The sequence below is a fragment of the Mycoplasma crocodyli MP145 genome (genome assembly GCF_000025845.1).
In the GTDB taxonomy this organism is placed as follows: Bacteria; Bacillota_I; Bacilli_A; order Mycoplasmatales; family Metamycoplasmataceae; genus Mycoplasmopsis; species Mycoplasmopsis crocodyli.
This window is the reverse complement of record NC_014014.1, coordinates 694,612-713,377: the sequence shown is the minus strand read 5'-3', so window position 1 is coordinate 713,377 and position 18,766 is coordinate 694,612. Positions and strand designations below refer to the sequence as shown.

20 protein-coding genes and 5 tRNA genes are annotated in these 18,766 nt (G+C 28.3%); 18 read left to right on the top strand and 7 right to left on the bottom strand.

Going from position 1 to position 18,766, the window contains the following annotated elements; genetic code table 4:
* Positions 1-62: 62 nt before the first annotated feature.
* Positions 63-2,372 (bottom strand): Ig-specific serine endopeptidase MIP, encoded by a 2,310-nt coding sequence (gene mip, locus MCRO_RS03115; RefSeq protein WP_013054156.1) that lies wholly within the window; start codon positions 2,370-2,372, stop codon positions 63-65.
* A gap of 206 nt (positions 2,373-2,578) precedes the next feature.
* On the opposite strand from mip, the gene MCRO_RS03110 reads away from it, so the two are divergent.
* The 5 genes from MCRO_RS03110 to MCRO_RS03090 all read left to right on the top strand — a co-directional run bounded on the left by MCRO_RS03110 (position 2,579) and on the right by MCRO_RS03090 (position 3,045).
* Positions 2,579-2,653 (top strand) — tRNA-Asn (locus tag MCRO_RS03110).
* Between the two features lie 5 nt (positions 2,654-2,658).
* A tRNA-Glu gene (locus tag MCRO_RS03105) sits at positions 2,659-2,734 on the top strand.
* A gap of 7 nt (positions 2,735-2,741) precedes the next feature.
* Positions 2,742-2,817: transfer RNA gene (locus MCRO_RS03100), tRNA-Val, on the top strand.
* Position 2,818: 1 nt separating this feature from the next.
* Positions 2,819-2,894 (top strand) — tRNA-Thr (locus MCRO_RS03095).
* 66 nt (positions 2,895-2,960) lie between these two features.
* A tRNA-Leu gene (locus tag MCRO_RS03090) sits at positions 2,961-3,045 on the top strand.
* A gap of 174 nt (positions 3,046-3,219) precedes the next feature.
* On the opposite strand, the gene MCRO_RS03085 is transcribed toward MCRO_RS03090, so the two are convergent.
* A complete protein-coding gene (locus MCRO_RS03085; protein WP_041594076.1) occupies positions 3,220-3,669 on the bottom strand; it encodes a hypothetical protein in 450 nt (149 codons plus the stop codon).
* 4 nt (positions 3,670-3,673) lie between these two features.
* Here MCRO_RS03085 and MCRO_RS04145 point away from each other — a divergent pair, with 4 nt between their 5' ends.
* Positions 3,674-3,823: a hypothetical protein gene (locus MCRO_RS04145; protein WP_158300405.1), complete on the top strand. Its 150-nt coding sequence runs from the start codon at positions 3,674-3,676 to the stop codon at positions 3,821-3,823.
* A gap of 72 nt (positions 3,824-3,895) precedes the next feature.
* On the opposite strand, the gene MCRO_RS03080 is transcribed toward MCRO_RS04145, so the two are convergent.
* The 4 genes from MCRO_RS03080 to MCRO_RS03065 form a co-directional block, all read right to left on the bottom strand.
* Positions 3,896-4,531, bottom strand: a complete 636-nt coding sequence (locus MCRO_RS03080; protein WP_013054688.1) for a thermonuclease family protein — start codon at positions 4,529-4,531, stop codon at positions 3,896-3,898.
* 72 nt (positions 4,532-4,603) lie between these two features.
* On the bottom strand, positions 4,604-5,467 hold the full coding sequence (fba, locus tag MCRO_RS03075; RefSeq protein WP_013054451.1) for a class II fructose-1,6-bisphosphate aldolase: 864 nt from the start codon (positions 5,465-5,467) through the stop codon (positions 4,604-4,606).
* Positions 5,468-5,483: 16 nt separating this feature from the next.
* The gene (gene rpoE / locus MCRO_RS03070) at positions 5,484-5,741 is read right to left on the bottom strand and encodes a DNA-directed RNA polymerase subunit delta (RefSeq protein WP_013054530.1); all 258 of its coding nucleotides are present in this window, start codon (positions 5,739-5,741) and stop codon (positions 5,484-5,486) included.
* Positions 5,742-6,094: 353 nt separating this feature from the next.
* Entirely contained in the window at positions 6,095-7,705 is a 1,611-nt protein-coding gene (locus MCRO_RS03065; RefSeq protein WP_013054566.1) for an amino acid permease, read from the bottom strand.
* Positions 7,706-7,900: 195 nt separating this feature from the next.
* On the opposite strand from MCRO_RS03065, the gene MCRO_RS03060 reads away from it, so the two are divergent.
* The 11 genes from MCRO_RS03060 to rpmA all read left to right on the top strand — a co-directional run bounded on the left by MCRO_RS03060 (position 7,901) and on the right by rpmA (position 16,595).
* Positions 7,901-9,127, top strand: coding sequence for a class I tRNA ligase family protein (locus MCRO_RS03060; protein ID WP_013054774.1), 1,227 nt, complete (start codon positions 7,901-7,903; stop codon positions 9,125-9,127).
* A 74-nt stretch (positions 9,128-9,201) separates the two neighbouring features.
* Positions 9,202-9,903, top strand: coding sequence for a 23S rRNA (guanosine(2251)-2'-O)-methyltransferase RlmB (rlmB, locus tag MCRO_RS03055; RefSeq protein WP_013054648.1), 702 nt, complete (start codon positions 9,202-9,204; stop codon positions 9,901-9,903).
* Between the two features lie 3 nt (positions 9,904-9,906).
* Positions 9,907-10,503: a sigma-70 RNA polymerase sigma factor region 4 domain-containing protein gene (locus MCRO_RS03050; protein WP_013054753.1), complete on the top strand. Its 597-nt coding sequence runs from the start codon at positions 9,907-9,909 to the stop codon at positions 10,501-10,503.
* 105 nt (positions 10,504-10,608) lie between these two features.
* The gene (locus MCRO_RS03045; RefSeq protein WP_337998350.1) at positions 10,609-12,459 is read left to right on the top strand and encodes a ribonuclease J; all 1,851 of its coding nucleotides are present in this window, start codon (positions 10,609-10,611) and stop codon (positions 12,457-12,459) included.
* A 120-nt stretch (positions 12,460-12,579) separates the two neighbouring features.
* Positions 12,580-13,173 (top strand): 50S ribosomal protein L11, encoded by a 594-nt coding sequence (rplK, locus tag MCRO_RS03040; protein WP_013054529.1) that lies wholly within the window; start codon positions 12,580-12,582, stop codon positions 13,171-13,173.
* A 2-nt stretch (positions 13,174-13,175) separates the two neighbouring features.
* Positions 13,176-13,868 (top strand): 50S ribosomal protein L1, encoded by a 693-nt coding sequence (rplA, locus tag MCRO_RS03035; RefSeq protein WP_013054464.1) that lies wholly within the window; start codon positions 13,176-13,178, stop codon positions 13,866-13,868.
* Positions 13,869-13,915: 47 nt separating this feature from the next.
* Positions 13,916-14,386: a peptide-methionine (S)-S-oxide reductase MsrA gene (gene msrA, locus MCRO_RS03030; RefSeq protein ID WP_013054371.1), complete on the top strand. Its 471-nt coding sequence runs from the start codon at positions 13,916-13,918 to the stop codon at positions 14,384-14,386.
* A 53-nt stretch (positions 14,387-14,439) separates the two neighbouring features.
* Positions 14,440-15,579: a YitT family protein gene (locus tag MCRO_RS03025; RefSeq protein ID WP_013054429.1), complete on the top strand. Its 1,140-nt coding sequence runs from the start codon at positions 14,440-14,442 to the stop codon at positions 15,577-15,579.
* Positions 15,580-15,639: 60 nt separating this feature from the next.
* Positions 15,640-15,882: a hypothetical protein gene (locus tag MCRO_RS03020; protein WP_013054793.1), complete on the top strand. Its 243-nt coding sequence runs from the start codon at positions 15,640-15,642 to the stop codon at positions 15,880-15,882.
* Between the two features lie 135 nt (positions 15,883-16,017).
* On the top strand, positions 16,018-16,317 hold the full coding sequence (rplU, locus tag MCRO_RS03015; protein ID WP_013054253.1) for a 50S ribosomal protein L21: 300 nt from the start codon (positions 16,018-16,020) through the stop codon (positions 16,315-16,317).
* Between the two features lie 5 nt (positions 16,318-16,322).
* Entirely contained in the window at positions 16,323-16,595 is a 273-nt protein-coding gene (rpmA, locus tag MCRO_RS03010) for a 50S ribosomal protein L27 (protein WP_013054482.1), read from the top strand.
* Between the two features lie 46 nt (positions 16,596-16,641).
* On the opposite strand, the gene MCRO_RS03005 is transcribed toward rpmA, so the two are convergent.
* Complete coding sequence (locus tag MCRO_RS03005; RefSeq protein WP_013054659.1) at positions 16,642-17,385, bottom strand: DNA-processing protein DprA; 744 nt, start codon at positions 17,383-17,385, stop codon at positions 16,642-16,644.
* A 193-nt stretch (positions 17,386-17,578) separates the two neighbouring features.
* Between MCRO_RS03005 and MCRO_RS03000 the strand changes: the two genes are divergently transcribed.
* Complete coding sequence (locus MCRO_RS03000) at positions 17,579-18,628, top strand: zinc-dependent alcohol dehydrogenase (RefSeq protein WP_013054676.1); 1,050 nt, start codon at positions 17,579-17,581, stop codon at positions 18,626-18,628.
* Positions 18,629-18,766: the final 138 nt, after the last annotated feature.

The window sequence follows — 18,766 nt, the reverse complement described above, 5'->3', positions numbered from 1 at the left end:
CACTATGAACAAGCTATAAACGTAAATTTTAAATTAAAAAAATGCGTTTGCATTTTTTTATATTATTTGCTTGGATCAATTTTTTGGACATTATTAAATTTAAATTCATCAGGAATTTGTTCTTTTTCAAGACCGTTTTTAAATAAATTAGTTTTAACGTTTTTGTCTTTGTATAACTCTTTTAAAGCTTCTCTATATGATAATCTTTGGTTTTCTCCACCACCATAAATTAAGTCATATTGTTCCATTTTGTATGGTCCATAATAATCACCATAATCAACACCTTCACTTCTAAAAGCAGCTGTTAAACTAGTTAGTGCGGATCAGTTTGCAACGTGTACTATTCCAACCATTTCATTATCTTGGTTTCTTACACTTGTACCACTAGCTCCACCACCTGGTGAATAGTGTCTAAGTAAATAGTTAATTCCATAACCTAAATATCTATTTCTAAATCCTTCTGGTTTAGTTGGATTTCCAATATTTTCTGGTAATTCACCAATTTTATCTTCTCTAGCGAAGTATTCAAATGGTTTAACTCCATTTATTGGATTTCCAATCATAGCGTCTTGTATACCTGGTTTATTAACAAAGGTTCTATATCCTAATTCATATGATAAGTAATTACCTGCATTTAGAATATCTTCATTTATTTTCTTGTCACTTGTTTCTGATTCAACAAGATTTCCATATCATTTTCTACGTCCGTTTACTCATAAACTGACAGATCTTGGTCCAGCTTCTAAATCAGCTGCATCTTGATATAAATCTAGGAAGTGATCTACAAAATTACCTGATGCAGTCATTGGGTATCCCAATGCAAAAAGACTATCATATTCTGTAAGTTTTTTATTTTCTTTAAAATTAGGATCAATAGGATTATTTATTAAAGGAATATTTATTCTATCATAATCTTTTAAGTAAGAATTTCTTATAAATTTAATGTGATTTTCTGGATGCTCTGCATATCCATTTGTCATATCTCTAGCTAAATCTTCAGCTGTTTTATAATCTTTAGGAACTTTTTTATCAGCGGTTCAAACATCAACTCTACTTAAATCAAATTTTTCAAAATCAATTTCGATAACTGCAAAGTCAATCATTTCTTCTGTATCTCTTAAACTTGAACTTTCAGGTAAGTAATCTTTTGGAGATGTTTTTAAGAAATTTAAACCAGCATAAACTGTTCTAAATGGACTTTCTCCTTTTGAATTTGTTGTATCAAATGCCCAATTTTCAAAAGTTTCACCATACGCTGTTGTTCTGAATTTAGTTCTAATTCCAGCATTTGGAGTTAATCTATTAAACTGAATTGTTGTTGTTTTTTTAGTGTTACTTCTAGTATTATAAATAGGTTCATTTGGTAAATTCATGTATTGTGAAACGTGCAAGTTTGTTCCTATGTATCACTTTGTAGGGTATTTTCCGTTTTCAGGAAGTTGATAATCAAGAATTCAACTTGTTCCATAAGTAGCAACTCCCTTTTCCTCTCCTACACCAGGAGTACTAATATATATAGAAAAAGTTTGTAGAGCTATTTTTTTGTATTTTTCATTTGGGAGTGTTCTAGCTAACCCTAATGAATACTGTTCATCAGAATAGGCATCCACTAATGAAGGACCTTTTCCAACTTCTGTTCCTTCATTAACATTAAGAGCAATTGCCTTTCCATCTTTATCTAAGTAAGGAATTGAAAAACCTTTATACTTAGCATTTGTATATGTTTCTTGCATTTTACCTTTTGCTTTTTCATCAAGTGTGCTTAAAAAATTATTTGTAAAACTATTTTCAACATATTCAAAAGCTGGTTTAAAATCACCTCTTGGGGTAATTTTAGGTAGATAATTAGAATTATCAAAATTAAATCTGTCAAGATTTGATTTACTAATATAAGCTGTTTTATCACCAACATCAAGTTTATTATTTCCGCTTATATCACCGTTTCTAAATACACCAAAAGGATTGGTTAAAAACCCTTTAATAATTTGTGTTTTTTCAATTTTGTTTTTTGGATTTGTTTTATCAATTAATTCATAATGTACTTCAAGAGTTCCATTTAAAGCGTTAGGATTTTGTAATCCTACAACTTTAACATCGACTTTATCTTTATATTCTTCTGGAATTATTGCTTTATAATCTGAAGTTAAAGTTTCGTTAGCATATTTAGCTCCTACTGGTTCTGCTCCTTTATATTCAACATTAATATCTAAATTTTTAAAATCAAATTTCTTTTCTAAATTATTTTCTTTATTTTTTTTATCATCTTTTTCTAGTTTTAAATTATCGTTGTTACAAGAAACTAAACTTACTGTACCAATTCCGATATTCATTGCAACAACTAAACTTACTATAATTTTTTTCGCTTTTCTCATACTACTCCTATATTTTGTTATTATATTTAATATATTTGTTTATTATATACAAAAAATATAAATGATTAAATTATTCAATACTATTTAATTTATTTTTAATTTTAGTATTTATTTTTAAAAAACTAGTTTATCAAAACTGCAAAAAATTTAATTAAAAAAATATTTTGTTTTTATTTTTTTGTTGTTATAATAATTAAGCAAATCACGCCGATTTAGCTCAGCGGTAGAGCAGCTGGCTGTTAACCAGTTGGTCATTGGTTCAATCCCATTAATCGGCGCCATATTTGGTCTGTTGGTGAAGCGGTTAACACACATGGTTTTCATCCATGCATACACGGGTTCGATCCCCGTACAGACTGCCATTTTTTTGGAAGATTAGCTCAGTTGGGAGAGCGTCGCCCTTACAAGGCGAATGTCATGGGTTCGAGTCCCCTATCTTCTACCACGCCGTCTTAGCTCAGTTGGTAGAGCAACTGACTTGTAATCAGTAGGTCGTAGGTTCGAGTCCTATAGACGGCACCAAGACACTAGCAAAGCTAGTTTTTTTATTTGTTTTTTTAAAAAAGTATGTATAATAATACAGCACAAGCGCGAGTGGTGAAATTGGCAGACACGCTAGATTTAGGCTCTAGTGCTTCACGGCATAAGGGTTCGAGTCCCTTCCCGCGCACCAGATTAATTGAGCTAAACAGCTCTTTTTTTATTTCTTTTAAAAAAATAAAATATAGTAAAATAAATGTATGAATAATTTAAAATTTCAAAGAACAGCCATTAAGTCTTACTATGGTTTAGTAAGCTTAACTTTAGGCTTAGGATTGATGTATTTCTTTGGTTTAATGACCTTTTTTTATTGGTTATCGGCTAATCAATTAAATTCATTTATCGAAAAAAACCAAATGACTTTTTTAGTCATTTTAATAGTTGGGCTAATTTCGTTTATAGCTGTATCATGATTTGGAAGATGAATGAATACTACGTGATTAATTATCACGTTCTTATTTTCAGTTCCGTTTCTAGCATTAATGATAGCATCCTCGCTAGCGATATATTTACCTAACTTAAATTTACTAGGAACAATTGCATTGTTTACATTACCTGCTGGTTTAATGTTAATATTTGGAGTAATAGGATTTTTTGGACTAATTGATATGTCTAAAATATCAAGATTGTTTATTGTCTTATTTATAGCATTTTTCATTTGTGTAATAGTATCTTGATTTGTATATGGAAGAACATTACAATTATTAATTTCATCTTTAGGAATATTAATGATTTGTTTAGCAACAACTCTAGACATGTTTATGATGAAAAGAGAAATTCAAGCTCAATCGTTTGATCAAAACAACAAGGAATTAACAAGATTATCTATTCACTATGGTATTAGATTATTCTTCAATTACATTACAATGCTATTCTACTTAATATCATTTTTAGGTTCGTTAAAAGATTAGGAGTATAAATTAACAACGAAAATATTGGTCTGATTTCCAATATTTTTTTAATTTATATTTACATTTTAAACTTTAAAAAACAGATGAATTTCTTCCAAAATACACATCATTAAAATAAGTTTCACTTCAAATTCCTATTCTTTTAATCTTAGCTTTTTCTTGTGATTCTATTATATCTTTATAGAATTCTTTTTGAGTTTTGTTCTTAATTAAAAACTTTTTATTATTTTTGTTATTTGTTATGTAATAGACTATCCCATAGCCATTTTCAACTATTTTTTTATTAATAATATCATTATTATGATCATACAAAATACAAACTTTTCTTTTGTAATCATCATGTGTTATGAAATGAGCTTTCAGTAAATTAGAACTATTTTTTACTAAATCTGAAAGATAATTTTTTGCTCTTTGTGCATAAAAGTTTTCGTATTTTGCTAATTTGTTTTCGTTTCCTTTTTTAAGTGTCTCAGGTGTGTCTATTCCATATAATCTAACTGTGTAATGTTCACTTCCTTCTTTTGCTATTAGAGTATCACCATCTATTATGCTAACTACTTCTATATTCACAGTATTAAGATCAATATCTTTTTTTATTGGAACTTCTTCTTTTTTATTAATTGAATTATTTTTAAAATCAAAGTGTTGGCATGAGCTACCAAAAAATATTGATAAAAAAACAATTAATCCCACTAATATCTTCTTCATATAGATTAATTAATTAAATGTAAAAAGTGTACAAAAAAAGAACAAAAAAAGTTGCTTATGCAACTAATTTTATTATGCTTTATTATTTGAACCAAATTCGTGAATTTTATCTTTAACTGTTTTACACATTGCTTCATAACCATCTTTGTACAATTTACGAGGGTCAAAGTTTTTTCCTTCAAGGTCTTTGCCACTTTCAATGTATTTTCTTAAAGCTTGATGATTTGATTGTTGTAATTCAGTGTTAACATTTATTTTTGTTACTCCTAAGCTTATAGCTTTTTTAATTTGATCACTAGGGATTCCTGAACCACCATGTAAAACAATCCCTATTCCAGCAGCCTTAGAAATTTTTTCTAAAGTTTCAAAACTTAATGATTTTCATGTTGTTGGGTATGGTCCATGAATATTACCAATTCCAGCTGCTAAAACATCAATACCTAATTGAGCCATTTTCTTAGCTTGATCAGGATCGGCAAATTCACCATTTCCAACTATTCCATCTTCTTCACCACCAATTGTTCCAACTTCGGCTTCAAAAGACATATTTTTTTCTTTTGCTAATTTAACAAGTTCTGATGTTTTTTTGTAGTTTTCTTCAAAATTGTAATGACTTCCATCAAACATAATTGATGTATATCCTGAGTTAAGAGCTTTTAAAGCCCCTTCATATGAACCATGGTCTAGGTGAAGAGCAACTGGAACTGTGATGTTTAAATCTTTAATTAAACCTTTAACCATTCCTGAAACAGTTTCAAACCCTCCCATGTATTTTAATGCACCTTCACTTGTTGCTACAATAACTGGTGATTTTTCTGCTTGTGCTGTTAATAAAACAGCTTTTGCTCATTCTAAGTTATTGATATTGATATGAGGAATTGCATACTTTCCTTTTTTTGCTTCTGAAAGCATATTTTTTGCGTTTACTAATGCCATTTTTTCTCCCAATTGACTAATTAAACTTTTGTTGATTTAGTTGTCATAAACCTTCATGAGTTCTTATAAAACTTCCATCAACAGTTAATAATCTATATAACTCTCCAAGTTTTTTTGTTCTAACTTGTTCGTAGTTGTTTCTATCGCTCACAAAGTTTGCTTCTCAACTGCTTTTCAAATTTTCCTCAACATGGTTGAAAATTTGATCAAATTCATAATCTTGATCTTTGTTTTCACTTAGGAATTCAATAGCTAAATCTAACATCGTTTTCATAGTTTCTCCTTAAACATATTTATTACTATATTTTAGATTATTTTTAAAATATCTTAAACAATAATTTGATTATTTATTTACTTTCCTTCTTTTTAACTAAAAGCCATTCATCTGTCAGGAATGGCTTTGTATTTTTTACTTATTGAAAGGTTATTGAATAAACTCAAAAACTTACTAAACTAAGCACTAAAATAATTAAAATTAAATAAATGTTTTTTAATAATTTATTAAAAATCAATGGAGCTAAAGAAAAATAATAAAGCTAAAAAATGATTATTAATAAATTTAAAGCACAAAATATTCCAATGTTAAATTATTGTATCTAATAGAGTTGATTAAGGCAACGTAACAATTTAACATTGATTATTTTCTATAAAAGTTTTTTTCCTTTTTAAACCTTTAATTTTTGCAATGAATTGAGGTAAAGTTATTACTAAAATAAACCCGGTCAATACAATAAGAGACAAGATTCGACCCCTTAATGTTTGTATGTAAACATCATAGGTTAGTCTATTTTTTTCATAAATAATTAATCAAATATCAACGAAGGGTGCAATAAAATTTATTAGAACAACAGCAAGAAGAAAGATTGTTACAAATCAATTCACATACTTAAATCATTTAGGAAAATGCTTCGGATTCTTTTTACTCTCAAAAATAGCACCATAAAATGCCAAGGCAATAAAGCCAAAAGCCAGTAAAGAGATTCAATTCGACATGAGATCAGCAAAGTTATATAAATTACTCATTCCACTACCGTATAGGTCATGATATCCACTTGGATCATCATATGGAAAATATAATGTTGAACCAATAATACAGAATAATAATGTAGTTGGTTGAATTAAGATAAGCGCATATTTAACTCCAACTTTAGGAAGTGATTCGTTGGTTTTGTTAGCTAATTTTTTATAAAAAGGTATATCTTTCATTCTTATTAATTCTTCAATAAATTTAGGAATTCATAAACTAAATCCATTGATAATACCTATGACTCCAATAGATATTGAAAAGTTTGTTAGTCCATAAATTCAACCAAGTTTTCTTTGGGATAAAAATTGCGCATATTCTTTAAAATCACCTTTACCATTTATAGACATTGCTATTGCTATTATAAGATGGATTATCGTTACAACACTTAGTCCCATTAGTAAAACATAAGGTGTTTTTTTCTTATCTTTTAATTCTTCTTCAATTCCAGTTGAAACATAAAATCCGTCATATGCGAAGAAAATCCCTGCTCAAGAAATAAATAAACCACCAAATGGCGCTATTCCTAAAAATGAACTTGGTCTATTTGTTGTATCAATTTGTTTGGGTAATCAATGTATATCAAGTCCATTTCCAGATTTGCTTTGAAATGCAAATATACTAAAACCAATTATTATTGTAGAAATAATGGCAATAAATTTGAAGATTAAAGTGACATTATTTTGAATTGTAGCTCACTTTGAACTTAATCCAGAAGAGAGTATAAAATATGTATTAAATATTAATATAATTGTTGTTCAAATAGCTCAATCTGCTTTAGTATTAAAGTTATAAAAACCAAAAATCCTTGCTCCATCTTGGAAAGACATTATGGCATAAAGAGGCATAAAAAAGTAAGTTAAAGCTGCATTGATATAAAGAGAAAAATTCTTTGACATTTGATATGTCATTCATTTATTAAACCTATGATTTCAACCGACTATTGAAAGGTTTCCTTTATTTTTGGTTGAAATTTCAAGAAGGGAAACTCCCATCATTACAATTGCTAATGAAGCTATGACTCAAGATATTATGGCAAAAACTAGAGAGTAAGAATTACTTTCTAAAACTGCTTTTGATTTAAAGAAAATACCGGCTCCCATTGATGAGCCGATTACTATTAATATCCCGGTAAAAAAGTTTATATTTTTCTTTTTTGGAAGATTAGCCCGACCTAACAGTTCATATTCTGTTTCATTATTTTTATTATTCATTATTTTCTCTCCTTAAATGTAATTAATTTTCATTAAAATCAAAACACCAAGAAGGAATATAAGAAATTAAGACATATAAAAATGTTTTACATACAGCAAAAAAACTATTTTTCATTAAAAAGATATTTTTATTAATAATCATCTTAATTTCTCCTTTTTTCTCTTATAAATTTTACAACATTATATAATAATAACATGTTAAAAATATATGTTTGTGGTCCTACTGTTTATAATGATTTACATATCGGTAATATTAGACCTATTTTAAATTTCGATTTGATGTTAAGAGCTTATAGAAACACTGGAAAAGATTTTATTTTGATTCATAATATCACCGATATAGATGACAAGATAATCAATAAAGCCCTAGAAGAAAACGTTGATGAATTAGTTATATCTCAACGTTATGCTAACCAATATATTAAATTGTTGCAAGAACTAAACATTAAAACAATATCACATCTTGAGTATGTTCGAGATAATTTAGATGTAATGAAAAAATACATTGAAAATATAAGACAAAATAAAGATGCTTATTTAGATAAAGAAGGTAATGTTCTTTTTGATGTTGAAAAAAACAAAAAAGCTTATGGTACAGTCTCAAACCAAAAAATTGAACAAATGGTTTTTGAGCAAGAAAACTCAACAAAAAAACATCCAAGCGATTTTTCATTATGAAAAAAAACAAATGTTGGTGTTAAATTCAATAGCCAATTTGGTGAAGGAAGACCCGGTTGACATACAGAATGTTGCGCTATTATTGATAAGCATTTTCCAGGTCAAGGAGTTGACATTCATGGTGGTGGAATTGATTTAAAATTCCCACATCATGAAAATGAAAATATTCAACATTATTCGCTTTATAAAAAACCACTTGCTAAAAATTGAATTCACTGTGGACATATAAATTACAATGGTGAAAAAATGTCTAAATCTTTAGGGAATGTAATTTTAGCTAAGGATTTTTTAGAAGAACATGGAAGTAATACTTTTAGAATGATTCTACTGTTAGCTGATATCACTTCACCTATGAACTTGAGTGATAGTTTAATTGAAAATTCAAAAAAGATTTATGCTAAAATAAAACAAGTTGCATTTAAAAACTTTCTACTTGATGCAAATAAAATTATTGATTTAAATGAAGAGTTATATATTGAACTAAACTCACTAGTAGCGAATCTAAAAAATAGTGATTTTAATTTTAATGTTAATAATTTACTAAAACAACTTAATAAGAATTTTGATTCAAAATTAGCTACAACATTAGTGAAGGTTTTTGAAGATCTAGGCTTTAATTTTGAACAATACACTTTTAAGGATTTCAAAATTATTTATCAAAATTGACAAAATTTATTACTTAATAAAACATTTGACGAAGCAGACAAATTAAGAAAAATACTAATTAAAAACAATCTAATATAACATAAAAAAGAACAAAAAGTGGAAAAAAATAGAACAAAAAAAGAACTAAAAAAGGAAAAAACAGGGGTGCTTATATGAAACAATTAATAATGTGTGGTAAAAATTCTGTACTTGATGCTTTACAAAATAACTGACCAATTCAAAAGGTTTTACTACTACACGAAAATAACAAGCATCTTTTTAAAAATGTAAATTTTCCTGTTGAGGTAGTTAGACGTGACAAGTTTGACGAACTAACAAATGAAAACCATCAAGGTTTTATTGCATTAATTAAAGAAATTAATTATGATAATTTAAATTCTTTAATTAATGATAATCCTAAATTGGTTTTAGTTCTTGACCATATTCAAGATCCACATAATTTAGGGGCGGTTATAAGAAGTGCTAATGCTGCAGGTGTTAAGCACATAATTTTACCAAGAGATAGAAGTGCTGAGATAAATTCAACTGTTATTAAAGTTTCAAGCGGTGGATTTATAGGCATTAAGTTTATACGAGTAAATAGTATTTCAGCTACAATTACTTGATTAAAAAATAATGGCTTTTGAGTTTTTTCTTCGGCACTTGATAAGAATTCTAAGAAACACAATCAAATAAATTATCCTTATAAAAGTGTTTTGGTAGTTGGTAATGAAGGAAGTGGTGTATCTAAAAGTACACTAAATGTGTGTGATGAAACAATTTATATCGAACAATTTGGAAGTGTTCAATCATTAAATGTTTCGGTTGCAACAGGAATTTTACTTTTTGAAATGATTGAAAAAATCAAGGAGTAAATTATGTTAAAAAGAGATATAAAAAATATGAATGACGAAGTTGTTCAATATTTTAATTTAACATTTTATAAAAATATTTCAGATCAAAAATTATTAATGATCTATATAAGAAAATTTGAGCAAGTTATTAGTTATTGAACAAGAGTAAAATTCAATTATCTTTATTGTGATGAAGCAAAAGCAGATGATGTGAGACAAGTAATTTATGCAAATTTAATTAAGACAGTTGATAATTTTGATTCAAAACTTGGAATTCCGTTTGAAAATTATTTTTTTAACTCATTAAAATACCAAATTTTAAATGAATATAACAAAACAAATACAAGTCAATACAAGTTTGAAAATTCATTGACTTGATATGCTGAAGATACAATAGAAAACATATCTGTTACTTCGGGTGAAGATGATAGAACTTTACTCGAACTACTTTCTAAATATGATACCTGTAATTTTATAAACAAATTAAGTAAGAGTGAAATTAATACTTTAAAAAATATAAATGTTAATAAGAACAAAATGTTTTTTAGTTCGTTTAGAATCAACTCAATTTTAAGTGATATTAAAAACAAATATAGTGCTTTTTACACTCAAAAAAATTAAATTAATTAATAACTTTTTGCTTCTTCTATATTATAATAAGATTAATGACCGACATAATGTTGGTTGTAACATATATATTTTAAACATATTATTTATAGGAGAAAAATGATGCTACCAACAAGATTAATTCCTTTGGGTGGTGTTCAGGAAATAGGGAAATCCACCTTATTAATAGAGCATAACAACCATATTTTTATCGTTGATGCAGGTATAAAATTTGCAGATACTTTTACAACTGGAATCAAAGGAATCATACCTGATTATTCATATTTAAACGAACCAGGAAAAATAATTGAAGGGCTTTTTATTACACACGGTCATGAAGATCATATTGGAGGAGTAGTTCACCTTTTAAAGCAAGTTTTTGTTAAAAAAATATTTGCACCAAGAATAGCGATCCAATATCTAAAACTTAAATTTGAAGAACACGGTATTGTTCAAAAAAATCATGAATTTATTGAAATAGAAAAAAGTGCAATTTACAATTTTGATGAAGGTTGCAAAGTTGATTTTTGAACAGCTCAACATTCAATACCTGATGCTTTTGGAGTAAGAATCACAACTCCAAATGGTAGCGTAATGTGTACTGGAGATTTTAGATTTGATTATACTCCAATAGGAAATTACACTGATTTTTCTAGATTAGACCAAATGGGTAAAGAGGGATTGACTGTTCTTATGTCAGATTCGACAAACGCTATGCGTCCATTTCACTCTCCTTCTGAGAAGGATATAATAACCGATATTGAAAGACATTTAGTTGAAGCAAAGGGTAAAATAATATTAACTGCTTTCGCTTCAAATTTAACACGTGTTAAAGTTATTATTGATTTAGCAGCTAAACTTAAAAAGAAAGTTATTACCTTTGGAAGATCAATGATTCAAGGTGTTAAAATAGGTAGAAAACTTGGTTATATTGATGTGTCTTCTGATATTTTTGTTGATAAAAAACATCTTTCAAAAGTTAAGGATAGTGACTTAGTTATATTAACAACCGGTTCTCAAGGGGAACAGTTAGCTGCTCTTTCTAGAATGTCATATGGAAAACATGCAACTGTCAAAATAGCAAAAGGCGACACTATAATTTTTTCTTCAAGTCCAATTCCTGGAAATAGAATGGTAATAGAATTATTAATTAATAGACTTTACAAATTAGGTGCAATCATTAAGGAAAATGGACCAGATGGATATTTACATACATCAGGACATGCTTATAGATATGAACATGATAAAATTTTTCAACTTACTAAACCAAAATATTTCCTACCATATCATGGAGAATATAGAATGAGTATAGTTCACGGTCAGAGTGCTATCGAAAATGGAGTTGATGCAAAAAATGTAATCATACCACAAGCAGGCGTTGTTTACAATATGTTAGATCAAGTTGTAACCGAAACAAACGAAAAAATAAATTATGGACCAATTTATATAGATGGAAATAATGCTTTAAATCTTAATGCAAACATTATTAGAGAAAGAGCTAATCTTAGTGAATCTGGTTTCGTTTCTATAGTTTTGGTTATTAATAAAAAAACAAATTCTATTATAGGTAAGCCACATTTGATAAGCAGAGGATGTTTCTTTGTTAAAAATTCCACAGCTTTAGTAGAAGAAACAAAGCGTATTTCACATGGAACCACATTGCATTTTATCAAGAACACTCCAGACTGAAATGTTGTAGATTTAAAACAAATAATAAGCGATAGATTAAAGAATTTGTTCTATAAAGAAAAAAGAAGAAATCCTATTATTATTCCTGTGATACTTTTTAATGATGATGAAACAGACAAGAATTTACAAGGTTTAAAAATTAATTTTGGTCAAATCAAATCACAAGAAAATGATAGAACATCATCAAATCTTAAAAAACAATTGAGTGATCTTAAATCGAAATTAATTGAAGAAGACAAAGAAGATATTTATGATGATTTAGATGAGGAAGATGAAAAATAATTCATCTTTTTTGTTTCTTAAAATTTATTTTTTTTATATAATAGAAAAGCAATATTAATTGCCTCTAACTAGTGGGAGATATTATATATCATTAGTACCACAATATCGAAAGGATACCATATGGCAAAAAAAGAAATAGTTCGTGTAGCTAAACTTCAATTCAATGCTGGTCAAGCTAAACCTGGACCATCATTAGCTGGGGTAGGTATTAACATGCCTGAATTTACAAGAGCTTTCAACGACGCTACAAAAGACAGAAATGGTGAACCTGTTCCTGTTCAAATTACAGTATACAAAGATAAAACATTTGATTTTAAATTGTATACATCACCTGCATCATTTAAACTTAAACAAGTTGCGAAAGTAAAAGCAGGTTCAGCTAATTCAAAAACAACAATTGTTGCTACTATTAAAGCATCACAATTAAAAGAAATAGCAGAATATAAATTACCTGATCTAAACACAGATAGTGTTGATTCAGCTATGGCTACAATTGCTGGAACAGCAAGAAACATGGGAATTTTAGTTGAAGGATATGATGATATCTTTAAACTAAAGGCAGAAGCTAAAGCTGCATCTAAAGCTTCAGCACTTGCAAAAGCTAAGGAAGAATCGTTAGCATCAGCAGAAGCACAAATGAAGGAAACCAAAAACAAATCAATTGAAGTTAATGTTATTGGTGATGACAAAGAAGCAGAAGGAGATGTTAAATAATTATGAGAAAATTATCTAAAAACTTAAAAGCTGCTCGTGAATCATTTGACAGAAACAATGTTTACGATTTAAACGAAGCTATTGAATTAGCTAAGAAAACTTCATATGCAAAATTCGATGCTTCTATTGATTTAGCATTCAACTTAAACCTTGATGTTCGTAAAGCAGAACAACAACTAAGAGGATCGGTTTTACTTCCATTTGGAACAGGTAAAAAAATAAGAGTTTTGGTTGTTACTAACACACCTGAAAAACAAAAAGCAGCAAAAGCTGCTGGAGCTGACATTGTTGTAGATGGTCCAGCATTAGAACAAAAAATTAAGGAAGATGATTTTGATTTTGATGTTATGGTTGCGGATCCAGCAATGATGCCTCTACTTGGTAAATATGGAAAAAAACTTGGACCTAAAGGTTTAATGCCTAATCCAAAAACAGGTACAGTTACACCAACACCTGAAAAAGCAGTAGAAGAACTTAAAAAAGGGAAAGCTAACTATAGAACAGATAAAGCAGGTATTGTTCATACACTGATTGGTAAAGCAAGTATGTCAACAAGTGATTTGACAGAAAATGCTAAAACAATTATTAATTTAATTAAAAAACTTAAACCGGCTGTTGTTAAAGGAACATATATGTTAAACTTAACGGTTTCTTCAACAATGGGGCCAAGCGTTAAAATTAAAATAGAAAAATAATATACACAAAACGCGAAAGCGTTTTTTGTAATTAATAAGGAGAAAAGATGAAGAAAATTTATTTGGCAGGCGGATGTTTTTGAGGTGTTCAAGCATACTTTAAAACAATAAAGGGAATTATTAAAACAACTGTGGGATATGCTAATTCGGAAATTAAAAATCCAACTTACATACAAGTTAAAACCGGTTCTACAAATGCTGTTGAAGCAGTAGAGATATATTATGATGAGATAATTTTAAAACTTGATGAAATAGTCAAAAAACTTTTTGATGTTATCGATCCGACGCAATTAAACCACCAAGCACATGACTTTGGAAGTCAATACAGAAATGGCTTCTATTTTGAGAACGAAGAAGATGAATTAATCATTAATAATAAAATTAATGAACTTTCAAAACATATAAAAGGGAAAGTTGTAACTGAAGTTTTGAAATTAAAAAATTACTATTTAGCAGAAGAATATCACCAAGATTATTTAGATAAGCATCCAAATGCATATTGTCATATAAATTTTTAGAAATGTAAAATTGATAATAATATTTTTAAAATATATAATATATAATAATAATCATGAAAACAAATAATCAAGTAGATCAAGATCTAGCAGATACAGCTTCAATTGATAATTCTTTTGAACTTAACAAAAATCTAGAAATTAACCAACACTCAATTGATGAAGAATTAGAACTTATAAAATATAGTATGGGGAAACATCTTTTAAATAATAAAACAACAAAGTTGACATTTAGAAGATTTTTTACTAAATATTGAAGACGTATTTTGATAGTTATTTTTGCTTCATTTATATTTAACTTTGGTGTTCAATTGTTTATGGATAGAGCCCAAACAATTCCATCTGGTTTAACTGGAATTCCAACTCTTTTACAATATGCAATTCCTGCAATAAAACCATATTTTGCTCTTGTATATTTTGCAGTTAATATTCCTTTGTTTTTAACATATGGCTTAAAAATAAAGAGAAGCTTTACATGGTTAACGATTGTCTTTATGATTTCTCAAATTTTAATAAATATGGTCTTCACAAATGATGTAGTACACTCAAACTTAATTAGATGATTTGAATTAGTGCCGGGTTGGGTGAATGAACCAGGTTCTTCAATTACATGACCTATATTAATATATGGTTCAATCGGTTCATTTATTATAGCAGTAAGTATAGCATTAACATGAAAAGCAGGTGGTTCTACAGGTGGAACTGATATTATAGTTTATTATTATTCAACTAAATCTAAAAAAAATGTTGCAACAATGATGAGTTTAGTTTCTTTTTCAACAGCTACAATTTTCTTAATTATATTTAGTTTTGTTAAACCTAATGTTGATTTAGAAGGTAAAAGAATAATTTTTGGAATGAGAGAACTCTCAACATATGCGTACATATTGATTACTAATATAGTACTGAACTTTTTATATCCTAAATACAAAAAAGTAGTTCTATCAATCTCGTGCTCAGATCCTTCTAAAGTATTAGCTTATTTAAAATTAATAAAATACTGACATGGTTATGAAGTTAGCGCTCTAACAAGTGGATATACAGGTAAAACAATTTACAGAATTGAATCAGTTATGTTGCTTTTAGAAACTAAAAATATGATTAACGATTTAAAACTTGTTGATAAATCAATCTTTGTTTCAATTCAACCTGTTAAAAATGTTATAGGAAGTTTTAATACAAACTTTTTAGAATAAGGCTTTTTGCCTTTTTTTGTTCATTTTCACTTTCTTAATAATAATTAAACGGGAGGTATTATGAAAATCAACCAACTAACAAAATTGAATAATGATGAGATGGATAAAATTGAAGTTGGAGCACTTATTTCTACGCTCATGAGTGCATTACCATTAATTTTTGGTATTATAAATCCTGTGGTTGGATTATTTAAAACTGCAACAGCTGCAAAAGCAGAAATTAAATTGGGAACAACAAGTTATAAATGAGAAAACAAGAGTAATTTAACAACAAATTCTGATAGTATTTTTCTTAATTTTTAAGAACGCTAGAATTTATAGTTTTCATTTTGATATTATTTTTTTTAACTTATAATTAAGTTGTTACTTTCAGTAACCGTTCCAAAAAGGTTTTCAAGCATAGCACCTCACGGACGCGACCACATTTGGAGGTATTGCATGTTAGCAATTATCGAAACAGGTGGCAAACAATTACTTGTTAAAAAAGACCAAACAATCTTCATTGAAAAAATAGAAGGTAATGAAGGAGAAACAGTAACTTTTGATAAAGTTTTACTTGTTGATTCTAAAATTGGTAAACCATATTTAAAAAACGCTAAAGTAAGCGGAATTATCGAAAAACAAGGTAAGGCAAAGAAAATCGTTGTCTACCGTCATAACGCAAAATCTACTCACAAAAGAAAACTTGGACACCGTCAACCATATACACGTGTTAAAATCACAGAAATAAAGGGGTAATCTAAATGGCACATACGAAAGCTGGTGGTTCGACCCACAATGGACGTGATAGTCAAAGTAAGAGATTAGGTGCTAAGTTAGGTGATGGACAATTTGCAACAGCAGGATCAATTATTTATCGTCAAAGAGGAACAAAAATTTTTCCTGGAGTTAATGTAGGACGTGGTGGAGATGATACTCTATTCATGTTAATCGATGGTTATGTTAAATATGAAACAAGAAGAAACAGAAAGTTTGCTTCAGTTTACACAGAAAGAAAAGTTAGTGTAAAAAAATAAATTTCATTTGAAAACAAAAAAACAGCGGTTGCTGTTTTTTTTGTTATTAATAACATGCCACATCGCTAATTGAAGTTATTAGGTTTGCTCCTTCTTTAATAAGCAAATTATTTCCGTCATCAATTTCAATACCAGGAAAACAATTAACTTCTTTTCCTATATTTACAAAGCAACCTGCAAGGTTAAAAATTTTGCTTTCTTTCTTTGATGAAAAAACTATAAGCTCATTAGACAAAGCTGCTAATAGCAAATTTCTTTCCTTAAATCTTATTATTTTAGGGTGTGTGAGTGGTGGATATTGTGATATTCATAAATCATTGTCAACTTCATTATTCGTATTTAATTCATCATTTCAACAAAACCCATTTGCAAAAATTCTTATTATAGGTTTATTGAATTTTTTATATTCCTCAACAATTCTTTCATCAAAACCTTTGAAGTTATTTGTAATCAATTGAATATTATTGATTACAACATCTTTATTTATTATGAATTGTTCAAAAGATTTTTCATTAATAATATCACCCGTTAAACAATAAATATTTTGTTTTTTAATTAATTCATAATCACCTTTATAAAATAATATATATGGTGGGTATTTATAAATCAATAACTTTTCAGGATAGTCTGAATCCATAAATGTTACATATTTTATATCCTTTTCTTTTAAGTACTCTTTAATTTCTTTGAGTTTTTCATTATTGATTGGAAAGGTATTTTTTATAGACATAAACACCTTAAAATTGTCCCCATTATTTAATCATGAGTAGTAAAGTAAATAATCATTCATTGTTCCTCCTACTTTTTATTAATAATTTTCATTTTATGTAATAAAAAAGGAAAAAACAGCCTTTTTTCTTATGGAATTTATTCCACTTAATTTATGGAAACTGTTCCACAAAAGGTCAAAAAATCTTTAAAAAGTTATAATTACTTATGTAAGAGAAAACTCTTACTAACTATTTATATTTTACGGAGAAAAAATGGCAAAAAAAATGAAAGCGTTTGTAGTACGCGAACCTAGAAAATGAAGTGTGGAATTAGTTGATATTCCAGAACCAAAGGAAAAAGAAGTTCTAATTAAAATGGAAACCAGTGGAGTTTGTCATACAGACTTACACGCAGCTAATTTCGATTGATTAGTAACACCTAAATATCCTTTAATTCCAGGACACGAAGGAATTGGAATTGTTGAAAAATTAGGTCCAGGATGTACACACCTAAAAGTAGGTCAAAGAGTTTGTTTAGCTTGATTACATGATGCATGTGGACACTGTGAATTTTGTTTAACAGGTAAAGAAACATTATGTCCTAACCAAAATATGTCAGCATATACAAAAGATGGATCATTTGCAGAATATGCAATTGGACATGAAGATTATGTTGGTGTTGTTCCAAAAGACTTAGACATTATTACGGGAGCGCCAGTTGTTTGTGCTGGGGTTACAACATATAAAGCAGTTAAACAAGCTAAACTAAAACCAGGTGAATATGTTGCAGTTATTGGAGTTGGTGGATTAGGGCAAATGGCAGTTCAATACGCCAAAGCAATGGGTTACCGTCCAATTGGAATTGACCTAAGTGATGAAAAATGTAAATTAGCAATTAAATCAGGAGCTGAATATGCTTTCAACTCTAAAAAAGTAGATGTTGTTGCTAAAGTTCTAGAAGTAACAAATGGTGGAGTTCATGGTGTAATTAATACATCAGTAGCAACAGCAGCAGCTGTTCAAGGAATGAGTATTCTACGTAGAGGTGGTCGCCAAGTTTTAGTTGGATTACCTGCTAAAGACTCACACGGTAAAGATGAATTTCCAGTTTCAGTATTTTGAACTGTTCTATGCGAAAGAGAATTGGCTGGTTCAATAGTAGGGACACGTAAAGACCTAGCTGAAGCATTAGACTATGCAGCAAGAGGATTAGTAAAATCAGAAGTAACAAAAGTTATTAAACTTGAAGAAGTTGCAAGCATCTTTGAAAAGCTAGAAAAAGGCGAATTCTTAGGTAGAGCAGTAATTGATTACAGAAAATAATAATATTTAACTAAAATAGTTTCGGCTATTTTGGTTTTTTATATTCTTGTTTTAAATTATTAAAAAATAAATATCTCATAGAAAATTATTAACTAAATGTAAATGTTTTGTTTATTTGATTTTATTTTTAAAAACAGA